This is a genomic window from Janthinobacterium sp. SUN176, assembly GCF_030587335.1.
GTDB classification, from domain to species: Bacteria; Pseudomonadota; Gammaproteobacteria; order Burkholderiales; family Burkholderiaceae_D; genus Janthinobacterium; species Janthinobacterium kumbetense.
Window position 1 is genome coordinate 241392 of the sequence record NZ_JAPWIA010000005.1, and the last position, 26652, is coordinate 268043.

General features: G+C 63.3%; 21 protein-coding genes and 1 rRNA gene. 10 read left to right on the forward strand and 12 right to left on the reverse strand.

Going from position 1 to position 26652, the window contains the following annotated elements; translation table 11 throughout:
- Positions 1 to 88: 88 nt before the first annotated feature.
- Entirely contained in the window at positions 89 to 1042 is a 954-nt protein-coding gene (locus O3299_RS25165; protein ID WP_370385311.1) for a CAP domain-containing protein, read from the reverse strand.
- A gap of 269 nt (positions 1043 to 1311) precedes the next feature.
- Between O3299_RS25165 and pssA the strand changes: the two genes are divergently transcribed.
- Positions 1312 to 2052 (forward strand): CDP-diacylglycerol--serine O-phosphatidyltransferase, encoded by a 741-nt coding sequence (gene pssA / locus O3299_RS25170; RefSeq protein WP_305054744.1) that lies wholly within the window; start codon positions 1312 to 1314, stop codon positions 2050 to 2052.
- Here pssA and O3299_RS25175 read toward each other — a convergent pair.
- Both O3299_RS25175 and O3299_RS25180 read right to left on the reverse strand, forming a co-directional pair.
- Positions 2049 to 2975: an aldo/keto reductase family oxidoreductase gene (locus O3299_RS25175; RefSeq protein ID WP_305057618.1), complete on the reverse strand. Its 927-nt coding sequence runs from the start codon at positions 2973 to 2975 to the stop codon at positions 2049 to 2051. The two genes, pssA and O3299_RS25175, sit on opposite strands and share 4 nt — an antisense overlap.
- Before the next feature lie 56 nt (positions 2976 to 3031).
- Complete coding sequence (locus O3299_RS25180) at positions 3032 to 3595, reverse strand: TetR/AcrR family transcriptional regulator (RefSeq protein WP_218965297.1); 564 nt, start codon at positions 3593 to 3595, stop codon at positions 3032 to 3034.
- 230 nt (positions 3596 to 3825) lie between these two features.
- On the opposite strand from O3299_RS25180, the gene O3299_RS25185 reads away from it, so the two are divergent.
- Genes O3299_RS25185 through O3299_RS25195 form a run of 3 tightly spaced genes read left to right on the forward strand, consistent with a single transcriptional unit; the run spans position 3826 to position 7756 of the window.
- The gene (locus O3299_RS25185) at positions 3826 to 4518 is read left to right on the forward strand and encodes a gluconate 2-dehydrogenase subunit 3 family protein (RefSeq protein WP_099666172.1); all 693 of its coding nucleotides are present in this window, start codon (positions 3826 to 3828) and stop codon (positions 4516 to 4518) included.
- 38 nt (positions 4519 to 4556) lie between these two features.
- Complete coding sequence (locus O3299_RS25190) at positions 4557 to 6344, forward strand: GMC family oxidoreductase (RefSeq protein WP_305063458.1); 1788 nt, start codon at positions 4557 to 4559, stop codon at positions 6342 to 6344.
- Positions 6345 to 6358: 14 nt separating this feature from the next.
- Positions 6359 to 7756 (forward strand): cytochrome c, encoded by a 1398-nt coding sequence (locus O3299_RS25195; protein ID WP_305063459.1) that lies wholly within the window; start codon positions 6359 to 6361, stop codon positions 7754 to 7756.
- A gap of 70 nt (positions 7757 to 7826) precedes the next feature.
- On the opposite strand, the gene O3299_RS25200 is transcribed toward O3299_RS25195, so the two are convergent.
- The 9 genes from O3299_RS25200 to O3299_RS25240 form a co-directional block, all read right to left on the reverse strand.
- Positions 7827 to 8972, reverse strand: a complete 1146-nt coding sequence (locus tag O3299_RS25200; protein WP_099668326.1) for a D-alanyl-D-alanine carboxypeptidase family protein — start codon at positions 8970 to 8972, stop codon at positions 7827 to 7829.
- Between the two features lie 114 nt (positions 8973 to 9086).
- A complete protein-coding gene (locus tag O3299_RS25205) occupies positions 9087 to 9740 on the reverse strand; it encodes an alpha/beta hydrolase (RefSeq protein ID WP_305063460.1) in 654 nt (217 codons plus the stop codon).
- A gap of 35 nt (positions 9741 to 9775) precedes the next feature.
- Positions 9776 to 10093 (reverse strand): ferredoxin, encoded by a 318-nt coding sequence (locus O3299_RS25210; RefSeq protein WP_034781335.1) that lies wholly within the window; start codon positions 10091 to 10093, stop codon positions 9776 to 9778.
- 40 nt (positions 10094 to 10133) lie between these two features.
- A complete protein-coding gene (locus tag O3299_RS25215; protein ID WP_289906929.1) occupies positions 10134 to 11321 on the reverse strand; it encodes a VanZ family protein in 1188 nt (395 codons plus the stop codon).
- Positions 11318 to 11941, reverse strand: coding sequence for an ABC-type transport auxiliary lipoprotein family protein (locus tag O3299_RS25220; protein WP_305063461.1), 624 nt, complete (start codon positions 11939 to 11941; stop codon positions 11318 to 11320). The genes O3299_RS25215 and O3299_RS25220 overlap by 4 nt, the downstream gene beginning before the upstream one ends.
- A gap of 12 nt (positions 11942 to 11953) precedes the next feature.
- A complete protein-coding gene (locus tag O3299_RS25225) occupies positions 11954 to 12913 on the reverse strand; it encodes an MlaD family protein (RefSeq protein WP_099666176.1) in 960 nt (319 codons plus the stop codon).
- Positions 12913 to 13809, reverse strand: a complete 897-nt coding sequence (locus tag O3299_RS25230) for an ABC transporter ATP-binding protein (RefSeq protein ID WP_289913963.1) — start codon at positions 13807 to 13809, stop codon at positions 12913 to 12915. The genes O3299_RS25225 and O3299_RS25230 overlap by 1 nt, the downstream gene beginning before the upstream one ends.
- Positions 13809 to 14942: an ABC transporter permease gene (locus O3299_RS25235; protein WP_305063462.1), complete on the reverse strand. Its 1134-nt coding sequence runs from the start codon at positions 14940 to 14942 to the stop codon at positions 13809 to 13811. The genes O3299_RS25230 and O3299_RS25235 overlap by 1 nt, the downstream gene beginning before the upstream one ends.
- Positions 14943 to 14999: 57 nt before the next feature.
- Positions 15000 to 16520, reverse strand: coding sequence for a B12-binding domain-containing radical SAM protein (locus tag O3299_RS25240; RefSeq protein WP_289913960.1), 1521 nt, complete (start codon positions 16518 to 16520; stop codon positions 15000 to 15002).
- A 134-nt stretch (positions 16521 to 16654) separates the two neighbouring features.
- On the opposite strand from O3299_RS25240, the gene O3299_RS25245 reads away from it, so the two are divergent.
- The 6 genes from O3299_RS25245 to O3299_RS25270 form a co-directional block, all read left to right on the forward strand.
- Positions 16655 to 18271 (forward strand): DUF2138 family protein, encoded by a 1617-nt coding sequence (locus O3299_RS25245; protein WP_305063463.1) that lies wholly within the window; start codon positions 16655 to 16657, stop codon positions 18269 to 18271.
- Entirely contained in the window at positions 18268 to 18942 is a 675-nt protein-coding gene (locus O3299_RS25250; protein ID WP_305063464.1) for a DUF1175 family protein, read from the forward strand. The genes O3299_RS25245 and O3299_RS25250 overlap by 4 nt, the downstream gene beginning before the upstream one ends.
- Before the next feature lie 8 nt (positions 18943 to 18950).
- Positions 18951 to 23486 (forward strand): alpha-2-macroglobulin, encoded by a 4536-nt coding sequence (locus O3299_RS25255; protein ID WP_305063465.1) that lies wholly within the window; start codon positions 18951 to 18953, stop codon positions 23484 to 23486.
- 26 nt (positions 23487 to 23512) lie between these two features.
- Positions 23513 to 25195, forward strand: a complete 1683-nt coding sequence (locus tag O3299_RS25260) for a DUF2300 domain-containing protein (RefSeq protein ID WP_305054739.1) — start codon at positions 23513 to 23515, stop codon at positions 25193 to 25195.
- A 29-nt stretch (positions 25196 to 25224) separates the two neighbouring features.
- Entirely contained in the window at positions 25225 to 25953 is a 729-nt protein-coding gene (locus O3299_RS25265) for a YfaP family protein (protein WP_289900474.1), read from the forward strand.
- 443 nt (positions 25954 to 26396) lie between these two features.
- Positions 26397 to 26652 (forward strand): 16S ribosomal RNA (locus tag O3299_RS25270); the annotation flags it as partial.

Below are 26652 nucleotides of genomic sequence, written 5' to 3' on the forward strand. Positions count from 1 at the left end.
CAAAACTTGTCAATTGCATTCATGCAATATCCACTATTTTACATCCAGTTGCCCTCGCTACTGCGTCCGCTTGGCAGACGCTGCCAGACTAACGCGTCGTGAATGACCAGCTGCGCGTGACGCTCGCGCCATTGACTTTGCCGATGAAACTCACGTCATAGGTGGTGGCCGCCAGCAGGGGGGCCAGCGGGATGATGGCGGCCACCGAGCGCGATGTATTGACGGCATCGGTTTCCTTGCTGAGCAGGCGTACCGCCAGGTCCGCGCCGGCGCCACGCTGGCGCACGGTGAATGTCGTCACGCTGAGGGTGGCGTCGAAATTCGCATGGACGCTGATCGGGTAGCCGACCACGTCCTGGTTGGGCACGGGATCGGGTTCCTCTTCATTGCTGGCGAAACTGGTGGCGACCTTGGTCTGTCCGTCGAACGGGTAGCTGACGATCTGTCCGGCCGGCAAGCCGGGACCGTAGCGGTTGTTGCCCGCCAGGTCGGTGGTGAAATACGCGTAACCGCTGTTGTTGACGGCCGCACCGGCGCCGCCTTCCTTGAAGACCGGTTCAAAGATGAGGAAGCGGTGATACACGGCCGTGATCAGGTTTTCCGCCATGTAGAAACCGGAATTGGTCGCCATGCCCGCGATGACTTCGCCCCAGACGGAAGTGACGCCATAGCCGGACGCGGTCAGGCGGTCATACAGTGTTTCGCCGGTAAAGCCGGGCTTGCCTTTGACTTGATTGTGCACCACCACATTATTGCTGTTCAGATAATTGGAGTGGCCGAGTGCCGCGTTGTCGATCTGGCTATTGCGCACCAGCGGCGCCAGGCCGATCTGGCCGCGCCGGTAATTGATCCAGTTGAAACCATCGGTGGCGATATTGTTGCTGAGGACGGGAGCGCCCGGCTCCTGTGTCAGCTGCCCGGCCTGGGTCGAGGTGTTCAGCGACGTCTTGCCGCCGTTATCGCCGCCGCCACAGGCGCTCAGCAGGGCTGCACTCAGCAGGGCGGGTATCCAGTACTTCCAACGCAGTGACGAGACAATCAAGTTGACTCCTGTATAGGTAGGCGGGCAGCGGTGGGGGCCGGCGTGCTGCCCTGTGAAACGATTCTAAGGCATTTTTATGTGCCGTAGAGCATCGATGACAAGATATGTCGCGTGCTCGTGCGCAGACGGTGCCGCAGCTGCACAGGGTAGAATGAGCATAGTGCAGCGTTTGCCGCTGCGTTGCCTCATTTCCGCTACTTTGATTGCCCACAAATTTGAACACATTGCCCAAGTCGCGCCTGCAGCGCGCCAAATACGCCTTGCCCAGCATGGTGACTTTGCTTTCGATAGCCTGCGGTTTTGCCAGCATCGTCATTTCCGTCGATAACGCGACTGTCGGCGACGCGGATGCCTACCGGCTGGCGGCGGCGCTGCTGGTGCTGGCCGGCGTGTTCGACGCGCTCGACGGCTACGTGGCGCGCCTGACGAACACCAGCTCGCAGTTCGGCGTGCAGCTCGATTCCATCGCCGACGTGATGAATTTCGGCTGCGCCCCGGCCGTATTGCTGTACTGCTATGGCTTCGTGCAGATGGGCGTGCACGATCCGCTGCTGCTGCGCTTTGGCGGCATGGCCAGCTTCTTCTTTGTCGCCTGCGGCGCCATGCGCCTGGCGCGCTTCAATGTGAACGTGGGACGGACGGATCCCCTGTATTTCGTCGGCATGCCGATCACGGCCGGGGCCGCCTGCGTGGCGGCCGTCGTGGTGGCCTGGCCGGCACCCATCGATTCCATGCTGCACAGCTATCTGCTGATGCTATTGCTGGTGGGTGTGGGCAGCCTGATGGTGTCGACCTTGCGCTTCCCCAGCTCCAAGCAAAAGAAAAGCCTGGCCGCGCTGCTGGTGCTGATCGTCGCCGTCGCGCTGCTGGTGTGGCTGAAGACCAGCTTCTTCGCGCTGTTCTTCGCCGTCTACATCGGCGCCACCCTGGCGCTCAACCTGGCGTGGCACCTGGGCTGGCGGGGTATTGCGTTGCCGCAAGTCTTCAACGACCCGGACGAGATAGACTAAGCCACCTCGTGCCCGCGCGCGGCGCGCAGGATGGCGAACCAGTCGCTGCGGCTGAGCGCAAATTGCGTGCCCTCCACGGCCACGCCGACGGCTTCGATGCGGCCCGTGCCCGTCAGCGGCAGGGGGCGGCATGGCAGTTGCATGATCCAGGCGAATACCACGCTGGCAAACGGACGCTGCAGTTCATCCGCGATCTGCTTGATGACATTGCGCAAGTTCTCCACATTCGCATCGCCGCCCTGGAACAGCCGTCCGCCCGCCAGCGGCGACCAGATCATCGGCGCCACGCCCACGTCCTGCAAGCCGTCGAAGGTTTCATCGAACAGCGGCGTCACGTGCAGCGGCGAAAATTCCACCTGGTTCGTCACCAGCGGGAAGCGCCGGTGCAGGCATTCGAACTGGTGGCGGCTGAAATTCGACACGCCAAAGTGCAAGACCTTGCCCGCCGCTTTCAATTGCGTGAAGGCGCCGGCGATCTCGTCGAAATCCATCAGCGGGTCGGGACGGTGGATCAGCAGCAAGTCCAGGCGGTCCGTCTGCAACTGGCGCAAGGTCTGTTCCACGGAACTGGTGATGTGTGCCGCGCTCGTGTCGTAATGCTGGATGGCATGGCCGGGACGGTGCGGCGACAGCAGCTTGATGCCGCATTTGCTGACCAGCTCCATCTTGTCGCGCAAGCCCGGCTGCAGGGCCAGCGCTTCGCCGAACAGGCCTTCGGCGCTGTAATCGCCATAGATGTCGGCATGGTCGAAGCTCGATACGCCCAGCGCCAGGCATTGCTCGATGAAGGCCAGGCGTTGCTGCGCAGACATATTCCACTCGCCGATGCGCCACATGCCGGCGACGATGCGCGACAGTTCGGGACCGTTGCTGCTCAAACGGCTGCGCGGCGCTTGCAGGCTGGCGGGAAATACATGGCTCATGGGCTGGCTTTCTGATGGTGGCGTGAGGGGACTCGCCACGATTATAGCCAGCTAATCTAGAGCATGCTGCGGATAAAGCGGCAACACCGCTCCTGCAAGGCCGCATCGAGCTGGCCGCCCAGCTGCATCTGGTACACGAGCGCCGATTGCAGCATGAAGGCGAACAGGCGCAGGTCGAGGTCGGCGCGCACGCCGATGTTGAGCAGGCGCTGCACCACCAGGCTGATCCACGGCGCGACGATCTGCTCGCGAAAGCGCAGCTGCGCCGCCGCATCGTTGTGGATCAGCACCAGCAGATCGCAGGTGAAGCGGCCGTCGGCGTTCAGGTTGTCGAAGATGCGCGCGCAGATCGCCTCGATTTCTTGGCCGTCCGGCATGTCGAGCGCGCGCTGCAGCTTTTCCGCCGTGCGCTTGACGAGCGCGTCGAGCAGCATGTCTTCGCGGCGCGGCCAGCGCCGGTAGATCGTCTGGCGCCCCACGCCGGCAGCGTCGGCCACCATCTGTATCGTCACCGCGTCGAGCCCATGCAGGCGCACCAGCATGACGATCGCTTCCAATACCGCATCTTCCACACCCGCCTTGCGCGGGCGGCCACGCGCCACTGCCTCTTTTTTGATCACGTCTAACCTGTCTCTGAATGTTTCTTTTAATTATGGTACGATGCGCACCGTAAATGCAAAGCAACTGCTTGTCAATCATCCTGATCAATTAACCGACAGGCAGGTACGCCGCGCCGCGATACTCCAGTCATCTCTACGTGAAATTTGCACTCTCCGCGGCGCGTGTCCGCATTTTCTTTCTGACTCCCACATCCATCACTGTGGCGGCTCGTGCCGCCTGAGGAAAACCTATGAAAATCATCGGGATTTCGCCCCAGCGGCGTAACTTCCTGCGCAAGGCCGTCGGCGCCGCGCCTGCCGTGGCCTTGCTGGCCGGCGCCGGCGGCGGTCTGGCCATGGCCGTCTCCAAGGACCAGCCTGCCTACAAACCGCGCTTTTTCGACGCCACCGAATGGGCCACCCTGACGGCGCTGGTCGACCGCCTGATCCCCGCCGACGGCGAAGGGCCGGGCGCGCTGGAATCGGGCGCGCATGAATTCATTGATGCGCAGATGAACACGCCCTACGCGTATGGCGCGCTGTGGTACATGCAGGGACCGTTCGTGCCGTCGATCGAACAGTTCGGCTACCAGTTCCACATGGCGCCGCGCGAGCTGTACAAGAGCGCCCTGGCCGGCGTCAACGCAGCCGTCCATAAACAGTCGGGCAAGCCTTTCGTGCAGCTGAACGGGGCCGAGCGCGACGCCGTCATCACGCAATTGCAAAAGGGAACGTTGGACATCGGCGCAGTGCCGGCCAAGGTCTTCTTCAACCAGTTGCTGCAAAACACGCGCGAAGGTTACTTTTGCGATCCCGTGCACGGCGGCAACAAGGACATGCTGGCCTGGAAGATGGTCGGATTCCCCGGCGCGCGCGCCGACTACATGGATTGGGTGGAACAGTATGGCAAGAAATACCCACTGCCCCCTGTTTCTATCGCATAAGACTTTTTGTAGCAGATCAAAGAAAAAGAAAAACCATCATGAGTGATATCAAACCAGATGTAAAAATGAAGCCTGTCGATGCCGTGATTGTGGGCTTCGGCTGGACCGGCGCCATCATGGCCAAGGAATTGACGGAAGCGGGCCTGAACGTGGTCGCGTTGGAACGCGGCGAGTACCGCGACACCTATCCCGACGGCGCCTATCCGAAGACCCTCGACGAGCTGACCTACATCCAGCGCAGCAAGCTGTTCCAGGATATGTCGAAAAGCACGTTCACCTTCCGCCACAGCATCACGGGCGTGGCCGTGCCCTACCGCCAGATCGGCGCCTTCAAGCCCGGCACGGGCGTGGGCGGCGCGGGCTTGCACTGGTCGGGCATGCACTGGCGCGTCTTGCCGGAAGAGCTGCAGATCCGCAGCCATTACGAACGCCGCTACGGCAAGAAATTCATCCCCGAAGGCATGACGATCCAGGACTTTGGCGTGACTTACGCCGAGCTGGAGCCGCACTTCGATTTTGTGGAAAAAGTCTTCGGCACCTCGGGCCAGGCATATAAGGTCAACGGCATCGTCGTCGGCGACGGCAATGTGTTCGAGGGCGACCGCTCCGACAATTACGCGCTGGCGCCGCAAAAAGTGCCGTACACGGCCGAGCTGTTCCGCCGCGCGGCCAAGGCCGTCGGCTACCACCCGTTCGTCAACGCTTCGTCGAACGCATCCGGTCCGTACACGAATCCGTACGGCTGCCAGATGGGACCGTGCAACTTCTGCGGTTTCTGCTCCGGCTACGCCTGCTACAACTATTCCAAGGCTTCGCCCAACGTCAACATCATGCCGGCCCTGCGCATGGTGGCCAACTTCGAATTGCGCGCCAACTGCAACGTCGTGCGCATCAACCTCGACGGCAGCAAAAAACGCGCGACGGGCGTGACCTACATCAATGCGGATGGCAAGGCCGTCGAGCAACCGGCCGACATGGTCATCGCCAGCGCCTTTGCCTACAACAATGCGCATCTGTTCCTGTTGTCGGGCATCGGCAAGCCATATGACCCCGTCAGCAATGAAGGCGTGGTGGGACGCAACATCGCCTATCAGATGATGTCCACCATCCAGACCTTCTTCAAGGAAGACACGAACACGAACCCCTTCATCGGCGCCGGCGGCACCGGCGTCGCGCTCGACGACTGGAATGGCGACAACTTCGACCATGGCCCGCTGGGTTTTGTGGGCGGCTCGCCCGCCTGGTGCAACCCGGCCGGCTCGAAGCCGATTTCCGGCATCGCCACGCCGGACGGCACGCCCGCCTGGGGTTCGGCCTGGAAAAAGGCCGTCAAGAAGAGCTACCTGAACACGGTCTCCTTCGACTGCCACGGCGCCAACATGACGTATCGCGACTGCTATGTCGACCTGGACCCCACCTACACGGACAAGTATGGCCAGCAATTGCTGCGCTTTACCTTTGACTGGAAGGAAAACGACATCAAGATGAGCCGTTTCGTCACCGACAAGATGATGAAGGTGGCCGAGGCCATGAATCCGGAATCGATCAAGGTGTCCGTCAAGAACGTGGGCGACCACCTCGACTTGCGCAACTACCAGACCACCCACTGGGCGGGCGGCACGGCCATGGGCGCGGACCGCAAGACCAGCGTCGTCAATCGCTACCTGCAGAGCTGGGACGTGCACAACGTGTTTGCCGTCGGCTCCAGCGTGTTCCCGGTCGGCATCGGCTACAACCCGACGGGCCTCGCCTGCGCGCTGACCTACTGGTCGGCCAAGGCCATCCGCGAGCAATACCTGAAAGATCCCCGTCCCCTGGTCGCTTGATAAAGAACAAGAAGATGAACAACACATTCACCCATACCGTGGGCGCGCTGCTGCTGGCGCTCGCCTCCGGCACTGCCTGGTCCGCCACCACGGCCGCTGCCACCACTCCGAACGCCCAGCTGATACGCCAGGGCGAATACCTGGCCCGCGCGGGCGATTGCATCGCCTGTCATACGGCCGGCACGAAAGGCCGTCCGTTCGCGGGTGGCCTGGGCATGGAAACGCCGATCGGCAAGGTGTATTCCACCAACATCACGCCGGACAAGAAGGCCGGCATCGGCGACTGGAGCTTTGCCGATTTCGACAAGCTGATGCGCACGGGCGTGACCAAGCACGGCTATACCGTGTATCCGGCCATGCCGTATCCGTCGTACTCGCGCCTGAGCGAGGCGGACATGCAGGCGCTGTACGCCTATTTCATGCATGGCGTGAAGGCGGACCCGACGCCGAACAAGGCGGCCGACATCCCGTGGCCATTGTCGATGCGTTTCCCCTTGACCATCTGGCGCTGGGCCTTCGCTCCCACGCCGCAGCCGTATAAAACGCCGGTCACGGGCGATGCGCAATTGCTGCGCGGCGCCTACCTGGTGCAGGGCCTGGGCCACTGCGGTGCCTGCCATACGGCGCGCGGCGTGGGCATGCAAGAAAAATCGCTGACGGACGAGGGCAATACCACCTTCCTGGCGGGCGGCGGCGTGATCGACGGCTGGTCCGTGCCCTCGCTGCGCAATGAACACGGCGGCGGCCTGGCGCGCTGGAGCGCGGCGGAGATCGCCGAATTCCTCAAAACGGGCCGCAACAGCCATACGGCCTCGTTCGGCGCCATGAACGACGTGGTGGCCCATTCCATGCAGCACATGACGGATGGCGACCTGGCGGCGATGGCGAAATATTTGAAATCCCTGCCGCCATCGAATCCGGCCACGCCTGCCTTCGTGGCGGACGACAAGCTGGGCAAGCAATTGTTCAGCGGCATCGTCCATTCCACGGGCGCGCAGTTGTACCTGGACCGCTGCGCCGGTTGCCACCGTTCCGACGGCAAGGGCTACGACAAGGCTTTCCCTGCGCTGGCCGGCAATGCCGTGCTGCAGACGAACGATCCCACGTCGGCCATCAACATCGTGCTGTCGGGCGGCGCCGTGCCCGCCACGCGCACGGCGCCGTCGGCACTGACGATGGCGCCGTATGCCGACATCTTCAACGATGAGCAGACTGCCCAGGTGGTGACCTTCATCCAGACCAGCTGGGGCAACCGCGGCACGCCCGTGACGGCGGCGCAGGTGGCCAAGGTGCGCAAGGTATCCGTGCCGGTGGAGCCATCGCAGACGGAAGCGACGTTTGCGGCAGGCCGCCACGGCACCTTCCCGCCCGTGGCGCGCCAGCCGCACTTGAAGGATGCGCCGGCGAAGTAATTGACGTAACGCAAGACGAAAAAAATGCCCGCAGCATCTGCGGGCATTTTTTATGGGGAACGCTAACTGCTTATTTCAACCACAGGCGCATCGAATCCCAGGCGCGGCCGAAGATCGTGGCCTGGTTGATGGTTTCCAGTGCAACGACCGGCAGTTCCAGCAAGACCTTGTCGTCGACCATCATTTTCAGCTTGCCGACAGGCGCGTTTTCAGCCAGTGGCGCGACCAGCGGGTCCTTGCGTTCCAGCACAGGTTTCATCTTGGCAGCCGTGCCTTTTGGTACGGTGACGAGCACATCGCGGGCGAAACCGATTTTCACGGTGCCTTTCGAGCCCTTCCACACTTCCGGCGTAGCCACGGCCTGGCCTTTCGAGTACAGCTTGACCGTATCGAAGTTCTGGAAGCCCCAGTTCAGCAGCTTCTGGCTTTCCTGCGTGCGGGCCTGGTCCGACGTGGTGCCCAGCACCACGGAGATCAGGCGGCGCTCGCCCGTGCCGCCTGGACGGCGGGCCGAGGCGATCATGCAATAGCCGGCCGCTTCCGTGTGGCCCGTCTTCATGCCGTCCACGGTTGGGTCCAGCCACAGCAGGCGGTTGCGGTTAGGCTGGGTGATCTTGTTGTACGTAAAGCTTTTCACGGAATCGATTTTGTAGAATTCCGGGTAGTCGGCGATCACGCGCTTGGCCAGCACGGACAGGTCTTGTGCTGTGGAATAGTTATCTGGGCTAGGCAAGCCATGCGGATTGGCAAAACGCGTGTTTTTCAGACCCATGCGTTGCGCTTCGCGGTTCATCAGCACGACGAAGGTGCCTTCATCGCCGGCAACGGCTTCAGCCAGGGCCACGGCGGCATCGTTACCCGATTGAATCATCAGGCCATGCAGCAAGTCGTCGATCGACACGGGCGTGGCCGGGTCGATGAACATCTTCGAGCTGCTCGAATCGACTTTCCAGGCACGCACGGACACATTCACTTTTTGGTCCAGCGCCAGTTTCTTTTCGCGGATGGCGGCAAACGTCAGGTAAGCCGTCATGATCTTGGTCAACGAAGCCGGCTCGATGCGCGCGTCCGGATCTTGCGAAGCAATGATCTGGCCACTGGTGGCGTCAAGCAACAGCCAGGACTTGGCGGCGATGGTCGGGGCTGGAACGCTCTGGGCGTAGGCGGCGGAAAAGAACAATACACTGGAGGCCAGTGCCGCTAAAAGTTTTTTCATGGGGCTGGTCTGCGAGAAAAAGATGAAGGCTGAGGGCCATGCTGTTGCTACCTGCATGGCCGCGTGGAAAAAACGGATCAATTATAGCCGTGGAGGCGCTAGTAAGCCCACACTTCAATGATCATCTGCTGCTATTGCGGGTTTGTCACCATGCCACAGGGCAATCACGAGGTTCTTGATGTGATTGAGCTTGCGGTGGAAAAAATGGTCGGCGCCGGGGATCACGATCACGGGAATGTCTTGTGGACGGGCCCAGTCGAAGACGGCGGACAGGGGAATCGTGTCGTCCAGTTCGCCGTGGATTAGGATGGTGTCGGCGGGAATGTCCGCCATGGCCCACTTGCCGGCCGCGCTGCCGATCAGCGCCAGGCGCTCGGCGGGCGTGCCGGTGGCGGCCAGGCGTTCCTGCAGCTTCGATTGCACGAAGGTGCCGAACGAGAAACCGGACAAGGCCACGGGCAAGCCCGGATACAGGCTGCGCATGTGTTCATACAGCAATTGCATGTCGTCCGTCTCGCCCACGCCATGGTCGTGCACGCCTTCGGACGCGCCGACGCCGCGGAAGTTGATGCGCGCCACCACGTAACCGAGCGCGACAAACGCGCGCGCCAGGGTTTGCGTGACCTTGTTATCCATCGTGCCGCCGTACAGCGGGTGCGGGTGGGCAACGAGGGCGATGCCGCGCGGAGTGTCTGCCGGGAAATCGAGCAAGCCTTCCATGCTGCCTGCATGGCCGGCGAGGGTAAATTTTTCCGAGTTTCTGTTCATGATGCTCATACTGGTGGGTATCTCTTAAATTGGCATTAAATCTTGAGGCGTTCGACAATTTTGCCGCCTACCAGGTGCGTATCGATGATTTCATCGATATCGCTGGTGTCGACATAGGTGTACCAGGTCGCTTCCGGGTAGATCACCAGCAGCGGGCCTTCTTCGCAGCGGTCCATGCAGCCGGCCTGGTTGATGCGGATCTTGCCTGCGCCATTCATGTCGAGCTCCTTGATGCGGCGCTTGCAATGCTTTTGCGCCGCTTCCGCGCCATGGTCGCCGCAGCTGTTGCGGCCGTCTTCACGTTTATTCATGCAGAAAAAAACGTGGCGTTCAAAATACGGTGCGTCGCTCATACTATTCTCCTGCTGATTCATCAATGCGCCATGATAACGCTTATGGGTGGTCTTCGCGACGCTGGCGCTGCGCGTCTTCCTGCCGGTTCAGGCGGTGCGAGGGCAGGCACAGGAACCACAGGGCCATGAAGGGCCACAGCAAGGCGAGGAATTGCGCCGCGCCATTGAAGTTGAGGAACTTGCCTTGCACCCAACCTTGCAAGGTCGACATGAAATACGGGTTGATCGGCGTCGTATTCACCATTACCAGGCTCAACAGCAAGGTGGCGGCCGCGATGCGGCGTTGCGCCACGTGGGGCGCGAACGCCAGGCCGCCCAGCATGATCAGGCCGATCAGGAAACCGCCCTGGGCGCCCGGCGTGATCCAGACGAAGGCGTTTTCCGGCGAAAACAGCAGCGCGCTGGCCATCGAGCGCACGGTCAGGGCGGCGGCGATGAGGATCAGCATCAGCACGGCGCGGGGCGCGGCGCGGCGCAGCAGGCACAGCAAGGTGAGCACGGCGCCCGTCATGCCGCAGGCCGTGATAATGGTTTCTGAAAGCCAATATTGCTCGACAGTTAAGATCACGTCGGGCCGCAGATACGTGGCCAGGTCGATCTCCATGCCCGCCAGGCGCGACAGCCAGTCCGACAGGATAGGCAGCAGCTGGCCCAGGCCGAACAGATAGCCTTGCGGATAGATTTGCGCCAGCGGCCACAGGGCCACCAGCACCAGGCCCTGGCTGGCGTGCTGGGCAAACCAGCGCTGGCGCAACCGGTACAAATGGCTATGGTCGAGCAGCTTGCGCGCCGTCAAGGCGCCGATGAGGGAACCGATGAAGCAGCCGGCCGAGTTCGTATAAAAGTCCAGGTTCGACGAAACGCGGCTGGGCAGATAGGTTTGCACGGCTTCCATGCTGCCGGAAATCAGCACGCCGCACAGGCTGGCGACGATGACGGCAAAGAAACCCGTGATCCTTGGAAACAGCGAATACACGATCAAGGCGCCCAGCGGGATGTAGCCGACGACGTTGATGCCCACGTCGAAGCCCGTCCAGTAACGGGGCATGCGCGTGTTTTCCAGGAACGTCAGCGGCGACAAGCCATTGCTGTGCCAGCCCGTGAATGGAAACCAGCTGGCGTACACGATCAGGAAGACGTAGGCGAGCAGGGTCGCGCGCGACACGGGCGAGGAGCGGACGGGCGGCAGTGGTGCCGCCGGACTGGCGGGGGAAGCTGGCGCCGTCATTCTTTCGGGATGGTCAGCGTGCCCAGCCAGGTTAGCAGGTCGGCGGCGATGGCGTCTGAGGCCGCCGCCAGCGCTTGCGCGCCCCCTTGCGCGTCGGCGCTGCTTGCCGTGCCGCTGCGGCTGAAGGTTTTCTGGTCGATCAGGCGGTGGCCGCGGAACAGCGAGGCGCGCAGCGACACGTGGCCGCTGCTCTGCGTCTGCGTATCGAAGTTTTGCGAAAAATCATCGACGTCGATGCGCAGCAGGGGCATGCCGGCGGCCGCGTCCGTGGTCGACAGCACTTTCACGCCGCTTTGCGCCACGCGCGTCTTCAGGCGCTGGCTTAATAGTTGCAGCGGCGGCGTGTTCCAGCGGTTGTAGGCGTACGGCCGCGATTGCTGCGCGTCGGCGTACAGCAATCGGTAATACATGCGCTGGCTGTCCAGCCAGGATGGGCCGTTGGCGTCGGCGATCACCAGCACGGGCACGGCTGGCGCGGCCGGTTGTACTGCCGCCGCCTGCGGCGCCGGCGGGCCGAAGTCATAGAAAGTGGGGACGGGGCCGCGGCTGGCGCAGCCGCCGAGCAACAATGCCGTGGCCAGGGTCAGCACGCTGACAGGGGAAAAGCGGGGGAAGTTCATCGTGCAATCTCCTTATTTGCCCGGCGCCGAAAAACCGGGCTCGCCCGGGCCGGGCGGAATGTCTGGGGCGCCGAACAAGATGCTCTGCGGCTGTTCATTGAGCGTGCTCATGGTGGTTTTCAGGGCGCGCATCGAGGAACGCGCCTCGCCGCTCAGTTCGATTACCTGCGGCAAGACTTCCAGCGACACGCCATTCGCCACCGTTTCCACGGAATTGCCGACCCGGTCGACCGTGCCATTGACTTTCTCGAGCACGCCGCCGGGCGCCTGGATATCGTTGCCCAGCTTTTTCCACGTGGCCGTCAAGTCCGACACGTTCTTGCTGGCCGTACTGACGGCCGTCAAGGTTTGGCGCGTTTGTTCCGTCAGCTGCGGCAATTGCGTCAGGGTCGGTTCCAGCTGCTGGGGAATGGCGCCGAAGGCCTTGGCCGCCTTGCCCACTTCGTTGAAGGCGCCCAGCATGGCCGCCTGGTTGTCGGGGCTGAGCAGGTTGTTCACCTTGTTGGTGATCTGTTCGGCCTGGTCGAGGATGCGCTTGCCGCGCTTTTCCAGCTGGTCGAGCAAGCCCGCGCGCAGGGGGATCAGCGAAGGCTTGTCCTTGCTGGTGCCCAGCAGTGTCGAGCCCACGTGCTCGTCGTCGAGCTGGATGTAGGCGATACCGGTTACGCCCTGGTAGCCCAGGGTGGCAAAGGTGGTGTTGGTGACGGGGGTGTCGGGCGCCACGCTGATGTGCACGAGGATTTGCCCCGCTTTTTGCGTGTCGAAGTCGATGGCGTCGACCTTGCCCACTTCCAGGCCCCGGTAGCGCACGGTCGCTTGCGGATTGAGGCCCGGCACGGACAGGGTGGTGGCGAGCAGGTAGGGCACCCGTTCCACGCGGTCGCGGTTGAACCAGACGCCGAACAGGATGGCGGCCACCAGCAGGGTGAGTGTAAAAAATCCCGTCATCAGGGCATGTGATCTGTTTTCCATTACTTCTCCGCTTTCTTGTCTGTGCCGGCGTCGTCGCCTGGCTGCGCCGCCTTGCCGGCCGCCTGTTTCTCGTCGAGGACGGCCAGCGCGCGCTTGCCGCGGTCGCCGAGGAAAAATTGCTTGATGAACGGGTGGTCGACTTCGATCACCTCGCGCGTGGGGCCGATGGCGATCACGTGTTTTTCCGCCAGCACGGCGATGCGCGTGGACAGGGCGAACAAAGTGTCGAGGTCATGCGTGACCATCACCACCGTCAAGCCCAGTTCGCGGTGCAGCGACTGGATCAGGGACACGAAACTTTCCGACAGGTCCGGATCCAGGCCCGCCGTCGGCTCGTCGAGGAACAGCAGCTTCGGTTCCAGCGCCAAGGCGCGGGCCAGGGCCACGCGCTTGATCATGCCGCCCGACAAGTCCGACGGCATTTTCAGCGCATGTTCCGGGCCCAGGCCCACCATATTCATCTTCAATAGTACCGCGTCGTGCACCAGCGCCTCGGGCAGCACGCGCAATTCGCGCATCGGCTGGGCCACGTTGTCGAACACAGTCAGGGCCGAATACAGGGCGCCTTGCTGGAACAGCATGCCCCAGTGGTTGCGCAACTGCTGCAGCTGGTCGGAACTTGCCTGGTTGATATCTTCGCCAAAGACTTTGACGCAGCCGCGCGCCGGATGTTCCAGGCCCAGCATCTGGCGCAGCAGCACCGTCTTGCCCGTGCCGGAGCCGCCCACGATGGAAAGGATCTCGCCCCGTTCGATTTCCAGGTTCAAGTCCTGGTGCACGACGGTGCGGCCGAACTTGGTCCACAGATTGGTGATTTCCACCACGGGCGCGTCGCCATGCAGGTTGAACTGGCCTTCCTTGCCCGTGCCGCAAGCGATATTGGTGTCGTCCGCCATCAGTAGCCCACTCCATTGAAGACGATGGCGAACACGGCGTCGGCCAGGATCACCACGGTGATGGCCGTGACGACGGCGGTGGTGGTGCCGCGCCCCAGGCTTTCCGTGTTGGCCTTGATGCGCAGGCCGAAATGGCACGAGACCAGCGCGATCAGCATGCCGAAAATCACGCCCTTGCCCAGGCCGATCATGTAATTGGCCAGCGGCACGGCGTCCGGCAGCTTCTGGATGAAGTAGCGCGCCGACAGGTTCAGTTCCACCTTGGCCGCCACCATGCCGCCGATCAGCGCGGCCGTATCCGTCCAGATGACGAGCAGAGGCATGGAAATGGCCAGGGCCAGCACTTTCGGCATGATCAGGCGGAAACCGTGCGAAATGCCCATCACCAGCATGGCGTCGAGCTCTTCCGTGACGCGCATGACGCCCAGCTGGGCCGTGATGGACGAACCGGAGCGGCCGGCCACGAGGATGGCGGCCAACAATGGCCCCAGTTCGCGGATGACGCTCATGCCCAGCAGGTTGACCAGGTAAATGTCGCCGCCAAAGGCGCGCAGTTGCTGCGCGGACAGATAGGACAGCACGACGCCGATCAGGAAGCCGACGAGGGCCGTGATGCCCAGCGCCTGGAAGCCCGCATGGAAGATATTGGCGGAAATTTCACGCCACGGTCCGCGCATGGGGTGGCGCGCGAAGCGGCCGATATCCTGAGTCACCTGGCCTACGAGGGCGATAAACCCCTTTAAATGTTGGAAAAACAGCAAAATAGCCATGCCCAGCTTCATCACGGGCGTGAGGCGGTTGGCGCGCGAGGGCGGTGTTGCCAGCGGCCCCGTTTCTTCGATGCGCCGGAAAAACTCTTCCTGCGACGGCGCCAGGGTCAGTTGCGCGGGACGCTGCTTGCCCCAGGCATTCCAGAACAGCTGGGCGCCGATATGGTCCATGCTGTCGATGGCCGACAGGTCCCATTGCGCCTTCGCATCGCCCTGCAAGGGCTTGAGCTGGGCATCGATGGCCTTGATCGCATTGTCATGCGCCAGCGCGTGCACCTGCCAGGTGCCGCTGGCAGTGACAAGGGCTCCCTGTTGGGAGCTGGTCTGGGAGAGGGTCAGTTTCGGCGATTGTACAGTCGGCATCGTGCCAGTTTAAGGGAGAATGGCGCAGACCGCCACCGCTGTTCAATCGCCGGCCCCTCAGGACGCCAGGTGGCGCGCCTGCCGCTGCGGCAGGGCGACGTCCGGGCGCACCTTGGCATTGCTAGTACTCACTTCGGCTGGCTTGGCGTGCGCGGCTGCTTGCGCGCCGCCCGCATAGTCGCTGGCCACGAGGGCATTGGCTTCAAGCGCGCTCATGCCGCGCGTCTGCAGCCATTGCGCCACCAGCTTGGCCAGGCGCTCCATGGCGATGCGGTGCGTGGCGTCCGTATGGGCGTACAGCCAGTTCGAGAAGTCCATGAAGTTTTCAAACGGCGCATCGCCCAGCATCCATTGCACCGTATTGGCGAAGCGGCCCGAGTTGGCCACCAGGTCCCAGTAGCGGGCGAAGCGCACGAGGCGCTGCATGCTCATGAAATCGAGCTGTTTGTTCGCCAGGATGGTGTACGGCGGGTGCGGGTCGAACACCATGCCATAGTTTTCCGTATGGCGGATGATGGGCGTGCCGCGCAGCCGTTTTAATATGCCGAACTGGATTTCATGCGGTTTCAAGGCCACCAGCTTGTTGAAGCCGGCCGCGAAGCTCGCTTCATCCTCGCCCGGCAAGCCGGCGATCAAGTCCACGTGCAAGTGGGCGTTCGATTCTTCGCACAGCCAGCGGATGTTGTCGGCCGCCTTTTGATTGTCCTGCTTGCGGCTGACCAGCGATTGCACGTCCGGATTGAAACTCTGGATGCCAATTTCAAATTGCAGCGCGCCGGGCGGGAATTTGCTGATGCCTTCCTTCAAGGCGTCGGGCAAGTGGTCGGGCACCAGCTCGAAGTGGGCGTAGATCGGATCGTTCGGATTCGCTTCGATCTTGTCCAGGAAGAACTGCATGATCTTCAGGCTGGTCTTGATGTTCAGGTTGAAGGTGCGGTCGACGAACTTGAACAGGCGCGCGCCGCGCGCATGCAGGGACTCCATCTCGGCCAGGAAGTTCTCCAGCGCGAAGGGCCAGGCCGTCTTGTCCAGCGCGGACAGGCAGAATTCGCACTTGAACGGGCAGCCGCGCGACGCTTCCACGTAAATCGTGCGGTGGCGGATATCGTCGTCCGTATACAAGGAGTAGGGCAGTTGCAGTTCCGCCAGCGGGGCTTGCACGCCCGCATGGATCTTCATCAGCGGCTTGGGCCCGTGGAGGATCTCGCCGCACAGCTTGGGGAAGGTGACGTCGCCCCAGCCCGTGATCAGGTAGTCGGCCAGCTTGACGATCTCTTGCTCGCCCGCCTCATGCGACACTTCCGGCCCGCCCAGCACGATGATGACTTCAGGCGCCACGCGCTTGAGCATGGCCACCAGCTTCGTCGTTTCCTCGACGTTCCATATATACACGCCAAAACCGATGATGCGCGGCTTGTTGACGAGGATGCGCTCGACCAGTTCCGTGGTTTTCGTGCCGATGACGAATTCCTGCAGCCGCGTCTGCGCTTGCAGCGGCCCCATATTGGCCAGCAAATAGCGCAATCCCAGCGAGGCGTGGGTGTAGCGGGCGTTCAGGGTGGAGAGCAGGATGGTCATGGGAGGCGATTGAAACGGCGAAACCGCTATTTTACGCTGTCGCGTCAGCTGTGCGCTGCGGCCACAAATGCCATGTTACCATTTGTCAATAATTACTAACTTGTCAATGCTGCGGCGGGTAAAAGGGATATACGGTGCTGGCGAAAAAAGTACTCAATAAGAAAGTTCTGCTCGGGGCGCTGGCTGGCGTGGCCGTGGTGGCTGCCGCGCTGGTCGGTTACCGGGTCTTCGGCTGGGGCATGCTGGGGCCGGTCAACGGCCTGAAGCTGGACTTATCCAGGCCCGACGCGCTGGTCCGCACGAAAAGCCTGTCGACCTTGCCGCGCGACTTGCTGACGGTGCCGCTGGCGCGCGACGTGCTGCGCGAGGATTTCCTGTTCTATTACGAGCAGAGCGAAGACGGGCTGGGGCTCAAGGGCAGTTTGCGCCGCATCGCCTACGAACATGAACTGGGCTGGGGCGACCAGCTGCTGCGCATGGTGCTGGACCAGCCCGCGGAAGTGGCCCTGTGGCGCGACGCCGACGGCTCGCTCAAGCATTTCGCCATCGCCGTGTCGCGCAACCAGCTGACGCGCCTGCTCGAGGAAGCGGGCAAGATCGCCTTGAAGGATACGCAGATGCGCGTGGCCGGCAGCTTGCGCGTCGATGGCGGCCAGGTGCCCGTGTATGCGCTCAACTACGCCTACCAGCGCACCTTGCTGTTTGCCGCGCACGGCCAGCGCCTAGTCATCCTGTCCCATCCCGGCATGCTGTATGGCGGCAGCGACGGCAAGAGCGGCGATGGCACGGCCGAGAAAACCGTGGCCAGCCTGCTGGCGCCGGAAGCAGCCAAACAGAACGTCTTTCATGCGCAATTCCATCTCGACGGAGCCGCGCCCGAGGGCCACAGCATCGCCGTCAAGGCGGACTTCCTGTCGTTCGGCTACCAGCCCTTCTTCGGCGCGCTCGAAGCGCTGCGCTTCGATTTTCAAAAGGGCGCCTGGCAGTCCAAGGTGCTGCTCAATGCGGACAAGCTGAAAAACGGCGGCTATGACAGCAGCGCCCTGTGGCCCGTGCTGCCGCACAGTCCCAGCGCCTGCTTCAGCGTGCCGGTGGACTGGGCCGCGCTGCAACCCGTGCTCAAGCGCCTGGGGAGCAAGACTTCCGAGCCGGTGGTGCCGCTGGCCGGGCACTTGCAAGGGCCGGCCGCCGCCTGCTGGTACGGCACTTCGCGCCTGCATACGCCGGTGTTTGTCGCCACGCGCAGTGCGCAGGCCGGGGATGACGCTGCATATGGCAGCCTGTTCGAGGCGGCCATCGGCGGCAAGGACCCCGTGCGCAAGACGACCGGCAAGGATGCTAAAGGTGAGTTCGTACGCTGGGAGCGCAGCGTCGCCACGGCACTGGGCCAGTCCACGCCGGCGCTGGCCGTGGCCGGCAATACGGTTGTCTTCTCGGCCGACGGCAAGCTGGTGGACCAGGTGCTGGCCGTGCGCCGCAAGCAGGCCCCGGCGGCCAGCGACCTGCTGCCCGATGGCGCGCATACCATCGGCCTGATCGCCCCGGCATCGCTGGCCCGGCTGATCCAGCTGGAAGCCTTCGATACCCTGCCGGCGAATAACGAACCGGTACTGCGCGCGGCCGCCAACGAACACCTGGTGCCGCGCCTGAACGCCTTGAAAAAATATCCGCCGCTGCGCATGGTGCTCAAGCGGCAGCCAGCCAGCGGCACCGCATGGGAAGCGCTGGAATGGCAGGAGACTGCGCGATGACGGTGCGGCACGCGCGCCGCGCTGCCTTGCGCTGGCTGGCGGCTTGCGCCGCCACCGTGACAGTGCCCCGGGCGTGGGCCCTGCGCGCGGCCGCCGAACCGCAAGTGCAGCTGTCGCAAGCCCAGAGCCGCGCCTTCCAGGCCTGGATGTTGCGCATTGTCAATGTGCAGATCGAACGGGGACCGTCGCCACGCTGGACGCACCGCGATTGCGCGGGCCTCGTGCGCTTTGCCGTCAATGAGGCGCTCACCGTGCATGATGCGAAATGGCTGCGCGCGAACGGTATCGCCAGCGACCGGCGCCTGCCGCCCGAACTGGAATTGAGCGCGGCCCAGGCGGCCCTGCGCAACCGCTGGGTGCAGACGGATGGCAAGGTCGGCCACTTCGTCACGGCGCTGGCGCTGGTGCAGCACAACAGCCGTTTCATCGCCCGCGAAATCAGCCAGGCGCTGCCCGGCGACCTGCTGTTTTTCGACCAGGGCGACGAACAGCATCTGATGGTCTGGATGGGGGCGCGCATCGCCTACCACACCGGCACCGTCACCCCCGACGACAATGGTCTGCGGACCGTCGATATCAAAGAACTTACGAGCTGGAAGGACACGCGGTGGCAACCTGTGGTCAACAATCCGAATTTCGCCGGTGTGTTCCGGCTGGCGTTCCTGTCATGAAGCTTCTCATGAAACTGTTATTTGCCAGCCTGCTGGCGTTGGTCCTCATTGGCGGCGCCTCGGCGCAGGAACGCGAACCGAGCAACTACGCCACCTTCAAGGGCGAGCCCTTCTTCCTGCTGTCGGACGCCAGTTACGGCAGTCTTGATGAAGCGCGCGTGCGGCTCGAGGTGCCGGGGCGCGACATGGGGCGCATGAACCTGGAAGCGTATTCGGGCGCCGACATCGTCGTCTATCGCGTGCCCGAACCGATGGAATTCCTGAAAAAGCAGCGCAATCTGCACCGCATCCAGGTTGAGGGCAATTACCAGGGCGAAGGCCTGGCCAATACCCTGAGCTTTCTGTGGGATAGCTGGTGGAAGCAGTCGCGCCTGGCCTGGCGCAAGCTGTTTTCCGGCGAGGCGCGCCTCGCGGTAACGAAGGAACAGCCGCAATTGGCGACGAATGACGCGATCCGCCGGCGCACTGTGTTCGCCAACCATCCGCAATACAAGCCGATCAAGGGCATGGAGCTGGTCGACAGCTTCCGCTATCCGATCTGGCAAGCCAAGGCCATCACGCCGCCGAAAGGCGTCAAGCTCGATGGATCGAGCAGCGATTTCATCGTCGCCGGTGCCGGCAACGTGATGATCCCGCTGGGCAAACGCCAGCCTGGTTTGTACCTGATCGAAGCGATCATCGGCGAACACCGCGCCACCACCCTGGTGTTCGTGTCGGACACGGTGGCCGTCACCAAGGTATCGTCCGGCCAGATGCTGGTGTGGACGGCGCGGCGCGATAACAGCGCCGCCGTGGCCGGCGCCAGCGTGGCGTGGACCGACGGCACCGGCGTGCTGCAGTCGGCCACCACGGGCGCCGACGGTGTCGCATCGCTCGAGCGCGGCAGCCCCGAACACACGTATGTGCTGGGCCAGGACCGCGCCGGCGGCGTGTTCGTGTCCGAGAATTTTTACTATGACAGCGAAATCTATAACACCAAGATTTATGCGGTGACGGACCGGCCCCTGTACCGGCCCGGCGACGAGGTCAACGTCAAGTTTGTGGGCCGCGAATTCACGTCGGCGCGCAATTCGCAGGCGGCGGCCAGCGCACCGCTAAGCTTGACCGTGCTCAATCCGAATGGCACGCCGCTGCTGACGCAAACGCTGCAGCTATCCGGCGATACGGGCGCCGACACGCGCTTCCGCCTGCCGACGGAAGCCACCGCCGGCGGCTATGAACTGCGCTTCAATTATAAGGATGGCGCATATGGCGCGGCCTTCCGCGTGGCCGAATACATCAAGCCGCACTTTGAAATCAACGTCCAGCCAGCGAAGCCGGAATTCAAGACGGGCGAGGCGGTCAAGGGCAGCATCGCGCTGCGCTACCCCGATGGCAAGCCGGTGAAAAACGCGAAGATGACCCTGTCGCTGCGCGGCCAGCAAAACACCATGGTCGAGGGCGAGTTGCGTTACAGCGGCCTGTTCCCCGTGGCCTTGAAAACCGAGGAAGTGACGAGCGACGGCAGCGGCAATGTGGACTTCACCTTGCCGCCCGCCGCCGACCCTTCGCGCTACATCCTGACCGTGCTGGCGACCGATGGCGCGGCCTACCGCGTCAAGGCGACGCGCGAGCTGATGATCGAGCGTTCGAGCAGCAGCTACCAGTTGAAGGCCGCGCGCCAGTTTTCCGATCCGGGCCAGTCCGTGCATTTCGACTTGCTGGCCGACGGCCAGGGCGCGGCCAAGCCCGTGCGCTGGGAGATGGTGCAGCTGGAAAAACAAGGCAAGACCGAGGGCGCATTCGATCCAAACGCCAAGGGCTGGGACGTGACATTCCCCGCTTCGGGCTCGTATCAGCTGGCGCTGCGCGACGAACGGGGCAACCTGCTGGCCGCCGCCAGCCACTGGGTCGCCGGCGATGGCGTGCAAACGACGCCGGGCAGCATCGAGATCGTGCTGGACCGCGCCCGCTATCGTCCGGGCGACACCGCCGAAGCCTTGATCACGTTCTCGGACAAGGTCGACCAGGCGCTGTTGACGCTCGAACGCGACAAGGTGGAGCACCATGGCTTGATGGCCGGCGCCGCGGATTGGTACCAGGCGAAGCGCGTGGCGCCGCGGCAGTGGCGCGTGCGCATCCCCGTCAAGGAGGAGCACGGCCCGAACATGACGTTCTCGGTGGCGTATACGCGCAATGGCGATTTCGTCTTTGAGAATGCGGGTCTGCAAGTGATCGAGCCGCGCATCGCGCTGCAATTCAAGAGCGACAAGGAGGTCTACCAGCCTGGCGAGAAGGTGACGCTGGACGTCAAGGCCACCCTCGACGGCAAGCCGCTGAGCACGATGGTGGCGCTGGGCGTGGTCGATGAAATGATTTATGTGCTGCAGCCGGAAATCGCGCCGGACATCGGCGACTTCTTCTACCATCCGCGCCGCAACAACGTGCGCACCACGGCCAGCCTGTCTTTCATCAGCTACGACATGGCGCAGGGCCGCACCGCCGGTGCGCCCGCGCGCCACAATTACAACGAGCGCGGCGTCAAGGTGCTCGAACGTCCGCGCCGCGACAATATCGATACGGCGTACTGGGCGCCGTCGCTGAAGACCGACGCGAATGGCAATGCGCGCGTGAGTTTCACCATGCCGGACGCGCTGACCCGCTGGCGTATCACGGGCCGCGCGATGGACGAGCAGGGGCGCGTGGGCCAGCGCACCGCCTATCTGCGGTCGGACAAGAACTTCTATGCCAAGTGGACGGCGCCCGACTGGATGCGCGCCGGCGATGCGCCGCGTGCCTCGGTGGCCGTGTTCAACCAGACTGGCAAGGAGCAGGCGCTCGACGTCGTTCTCTCCGGCGGGGCGCAGCCGAAGACGGAAAAGCTGTCCGCCAAACCGGGCGTCAACTACGTCGAGTTTCCGCTCGCTGTTGGCGCTACCGGGCCGCTGCGCCTGGAGCTGAAACAGAACGGCAAGCTGGTCGATGCGCTTGACACGGCCATGCACACCTTGCCTGCCGCCTGGAGCAGTCCGCGCACCCTGGTGCTGCCGCTCGATGGCGCCGCCGGTGATATTCCACTCAAGCTGCCGGCGGACGCGCGCAATATCCGCATCTCGTTCGCGCAAGGAGCAGCCAGCCAGTTCGCGCGCATCGCCGACGACCTGATCGACTATCCATATGGCTGCGTGGAGCAGACGGCGAGCCGTTTGATTCCGCTGGCGCTGGCCACGCAAAGCCTGGGGCCGGACGCCGGCGCGGCGGGTGAGCGTCTGCAAACGCTGCTGACGGCGCAGCGCCTGCGATTGGTGTCGATGGCCGGCCCCAACGCCGTCTTCGGCTGGTGGGGCAACGCCACGGCCGGCAATGCCTTGATGACGGCCTACGCCTATTACGCGGACTGGTACGGGGCGCGCGCGCTGCGCATCGAGCTGCCGCCCGAGCACTGGAACAAGCTGCTGGCCGTCTACAGCGAACATGGCTTGAAGGATGCGATGGGCGACCGCGCGCTGGTGCTGTGGATGGCGCGCGAAATGGGCTTGCCCACGCAGACATTGGCAGCCGGCCTGGTGGACGACAGCGCCATCGCCGTCCTGGGCGGCAAGCCGCGCCAGGCGGGCGACAGTAGCAGCCTGCTGCTGGGCGGAGCCCTTGACCGCGAAGCGCAAGCGATGTCGCTGGGCCTGGTGGCGCTGGTGGCCGGCCAGAATGGCATCGCCTTGCCGCATGGGCTGCAACTGCAAGTGGCCAGCGCCTGGCAAGTCTTGCACGAATCGAAAGCGCCGGTGGCGCAAGCCTTGCTGATGCTGGCCGGCGAAGTACCGCCATCGCAGGCCGACGCGGTGCTGGCCGGCGTGCGCGCCGAGATGCCGACCCTGGACCGCGCGATGACGTTGATGTGGGTGCAAAAGAAGCTGGGCGGCGCATCGTTCGGCAAGGGGCCGGCCGTCACGCTGGACGGCGCCTGGCAAAAACGCGACAGTCGCAGCGGCCAGCCGGTCTGGCGCTGGAGCGACGCCAAGGGCCAGCCCGACAAACTGCGTCTCGCGGCACCGGCGCCCGCAGGCACGGTGGCCGTGCTGCAGTACGACAGCCACGCCGTTGAAGCGCAAACCTTGCCGGTTGCCGTCGAGCGCCGCATCCTGCGCATGAAGGCGGGCAAGGGCGGCTACACGACGGAGCTGGTCAAGCCGGGCGAGGCGCTGAGCACGGACGCGCTGTATCTCGATGAAATCACCTTGAAGGCCGCACCGGGAGCGAAGCACCGCTTTGGTTTGCTGGAAGTGGCGCTGCCACCTGGCGCCATGGTCGAATCGACTACATGGGGCATGGTCATGGCGGGTGACAAGCCGGCTGCGCTGGAACGCGCGCGCCACACCGAACGCCGCGACGGCTATGCCGTGCCCATCGAGCCTTTGGCCGGCGACGTGACCGTGCGCCATTTGCTGCGCTTTGCGCAGAAGGGCAGTTATGTGCTGCCGCCTGCGCGCTTTTACCGCATGTATCAGCCGGAGCAGAAAGCGTTCGAGGGCGGCGGCAAGACCACGCGCGCACTGAAGGTCGAGTGATGCGTGTGGCAATTCCCGCATTGTTGGTGACGCTGCTACTGGCCGCGCCAGCCTGGGCGCAGCCATCGGCAAAATCGCTGGATGTGGCCTGGTGGCGCGATGGCAAGATCGAAGTGCGGCAGCTGCGTCAGGGCGGCGCCGCGCAGCCCCTCTCGCCGCCGTTTGACGGCGCGCGGCAAATACCGCTGGCCAGCCTGTGGAAGCTGTTCGTATATATATACGCGACGGATAACAAGGTGGCGATGCCGGATTACCGCTGCGGTGGCCGCGATCCGGAAGAAGTGTATTGCTGCGATGCGGGCCAGAGCATCGGTCACGATGCGGCGCTGGCGCAGTCCTGCGGCCCATTTTTCTCGCCCAGGCGCTTGATGATCGCGCCGGCGGCATGGCGCAACTACTGGACCGGCCGTCTGGGGAGCGCGCCGGCCGGCGACTTTGCCTGGCTGGCGGATCCCGCGCAGATGGCGCCGGCGCACACGGTGCGTCTGGATAGCCTGCTGCGCGCGCTGGACAGCATCCCGGCCGCCAGCCGCGTGGATGCCGAGGCTGCGCTGCTGCGCGTGGTGCTGGACGGACGCGGCGCCGGTACGGCGCGCTGGTTCGGCAGCCAGCTGCGCGTAAAGACGTATTCCTGGCACGAGCAGAAAAAGGGTCAGGCAGAAGAGCGTATCGGCGGCGCGGCCGGCTGGCTGGCCGACGGCACGCCGATCTGGTTTGGCGGCGCGGGCGGCAGCAGCAATGTCTTTGCACAGTGGGCGCCCAGGCTGGCCGCCAGCTTGCCGAAACTGGGCGCGGCCGACGATGGCGGCTGCGTGGTCGTCGATTACTTCAAACGCTATCCGATCCGCGCCGTGCGCGGCGAGCGTGGCGTGGCCGCAACTGGTCCGCTGAATGGCCGCTACCATGTGCAATTCGAGAATGGCCAGAACCTCGCCTTGCGCAGCACCGGTGAACTGATGCTGTTGCAGGAAAAGGGCGGCCGCCCGCAATTGCGCGGCCGCTTCGGCGTCAATGAATATGTGGCGCGCGTGCTCGACCGCGAAGCGAACGCCGGCGAGCCGGAAGCGGCCAAGGCGCTGGCGATCGCCGCGCGCACGTATCTGCAGCAGAACGCGGTGACGGTGGCGGGCTGCCAGCAGATCGCCGACAGCAGCGCGACCCAGCGCGTCAGTCCCAGCCCCGCCACGCCGGCGGCGCTGGCGATTGCGCGCTGGACCGACCAGCTGATCGTCGATGGCGTCACCGTGCGCTATCACAGTAACCAGCCGTCCGAGGGGACGATGGCGTGGAGCGAGGCGGTGCGCCAGGCCAGACAAGGCAAGCACTATGATGAATTGCTGGCGGCGGCGTATCCTGGTGGCGCGCTGAGTACCTTTGGCAATACCGGCGCGCGTTGCCGGCGCCTGGCGCAGAACGAGGACTGGCTGGCGCGGTCCGTGCCGCGCTGGCAGCGCGTGCTGCTGCGGGAGGCCGGCTACGAGGCGCCGTCGCAAGCGCCGCTGGTCTGCGCCTTGCAGAGCGGCGCGCCGTATTCGGAGCAGTCGCGCAACCGCATCTTCATGCGGCCGCTGGCCACGCGCGAGGATCGCATCACCTTGGCCCATGAATACCTGCATCTTGGTCTGCGCAACCATCCGCGCGGCCAGGACGAAGAATATGTCGAGCGGCTGGCCCGCCGGCTCGTCGACCTTAACCTGGAGGCCCTGTGAGTTTTTATATCCGCTGCTCGATTCCGCTAATGCTATTGCCAATCTGGGCGCAGGCCCAGGTCACCATCGACGCCCCCAGGAGCGGCTGGCGCAATTCGGCCGGCGCCAGCGAGCAATACACGCAAGCGGTCAACTACCCCGCCGCGTCGGTTAACCTGCAGCCGGGCCAGGCCGAGACGGCGCAGATACGGGGACGCATCGCAGGCGCCGTCAAGGGCAAGCCCGCTACTTTGGTGGTCAATGGCGTGGCGATGCCGATGGAAGTGGGAGAGGATGGCAGCTATGGCCGTCCGTATGGCTTTGGCAGCGGCTCGAACAGCGTGGAAGTGCGCTCGCCGGATGGCCGGAGCCGCGCGCGCGCCCAGTTTGTTGACAGCTACCAGGGCAAGACCCAGGCGCGCCTGCGCATCGTGCTGTCCTGGGACAGCGCCGGCACCGACCTCGATATGCACGTGGTCACGCCGGACGGCGGCCATGCCTGGTACGGCAATCGCGTCCTGAAAGATGGTGGCGCGCTGGATGTGGACGTGACCACCGGCTATGGCCCGGAGATTTTCTCCAGTTCGGCGCCTGTGAAGGGTAATTATCACGTCTATGTGAATTACTACGGCAGCGGCGAGAACACCGCCATGCTGACCGTCGCCCGCATATCGGTCATCACCAACGAAGGCACGCCACGTGAAAAGCTGCAGAGCTTCCAGGTGCCGATGCGGGCCGCCGGCGAATTGACCTTGGTGAAATCATTCGTCTTGCCATAAATGGCTCTTGCGGACACGCTGTTGCTTGGCTATAATTCGCCCCCTCGCTGAACGACGCATGCAAATGCAGCGTGAAGTGAGAAAAGTTTTTAAGCGCAATGCGCTGAAAAACGGGGTTGACGGACGTAGCAAATTGCTTCATACTCTTCCTTCTTCGCAGCTGACAAACACAACGCTTTGTCGATAGCGCGAAAGCAGTAACCGAATACAGTTCTTTAACAATTAACAGTCGATAAGTGTGGGCATTTGATGTAAGTGCAGCAGCGATCTTAGGATTGCTGTAATACTTAAAATATATCAAATGTTCACAAGAAATAATGAAATAGGATACTTCTTCGGAAGTAGCCTGTCAGTTTTTTGAGTGAGCAAATCTTTTGCAATGTAAAAGATTTGGATGGTAGCGATACTGTCCGACCTGTCAGAAATGACATTAAACAGAGATTAAACTGAAGAGTTTGATCCTGGCTCAGATTGAACGCTGGCGGCATGCCTTACACATGCAAGTCGAACGGCAGCACGGAGCTTGCTCTGGTGGCGAGTGGCGAACGGGTGAGTAATATATCGGAACGTACCCTAGAGTGGGGGATAACGTAGCGAAAGTTACGCTAATACCGCATACGATCTAAGGATGAAAGTGGGGGATCGCAAGACCTCATGCTCGTGGAGCGGCCGATATCTGATTAGCTAGTTGGTAGGGTA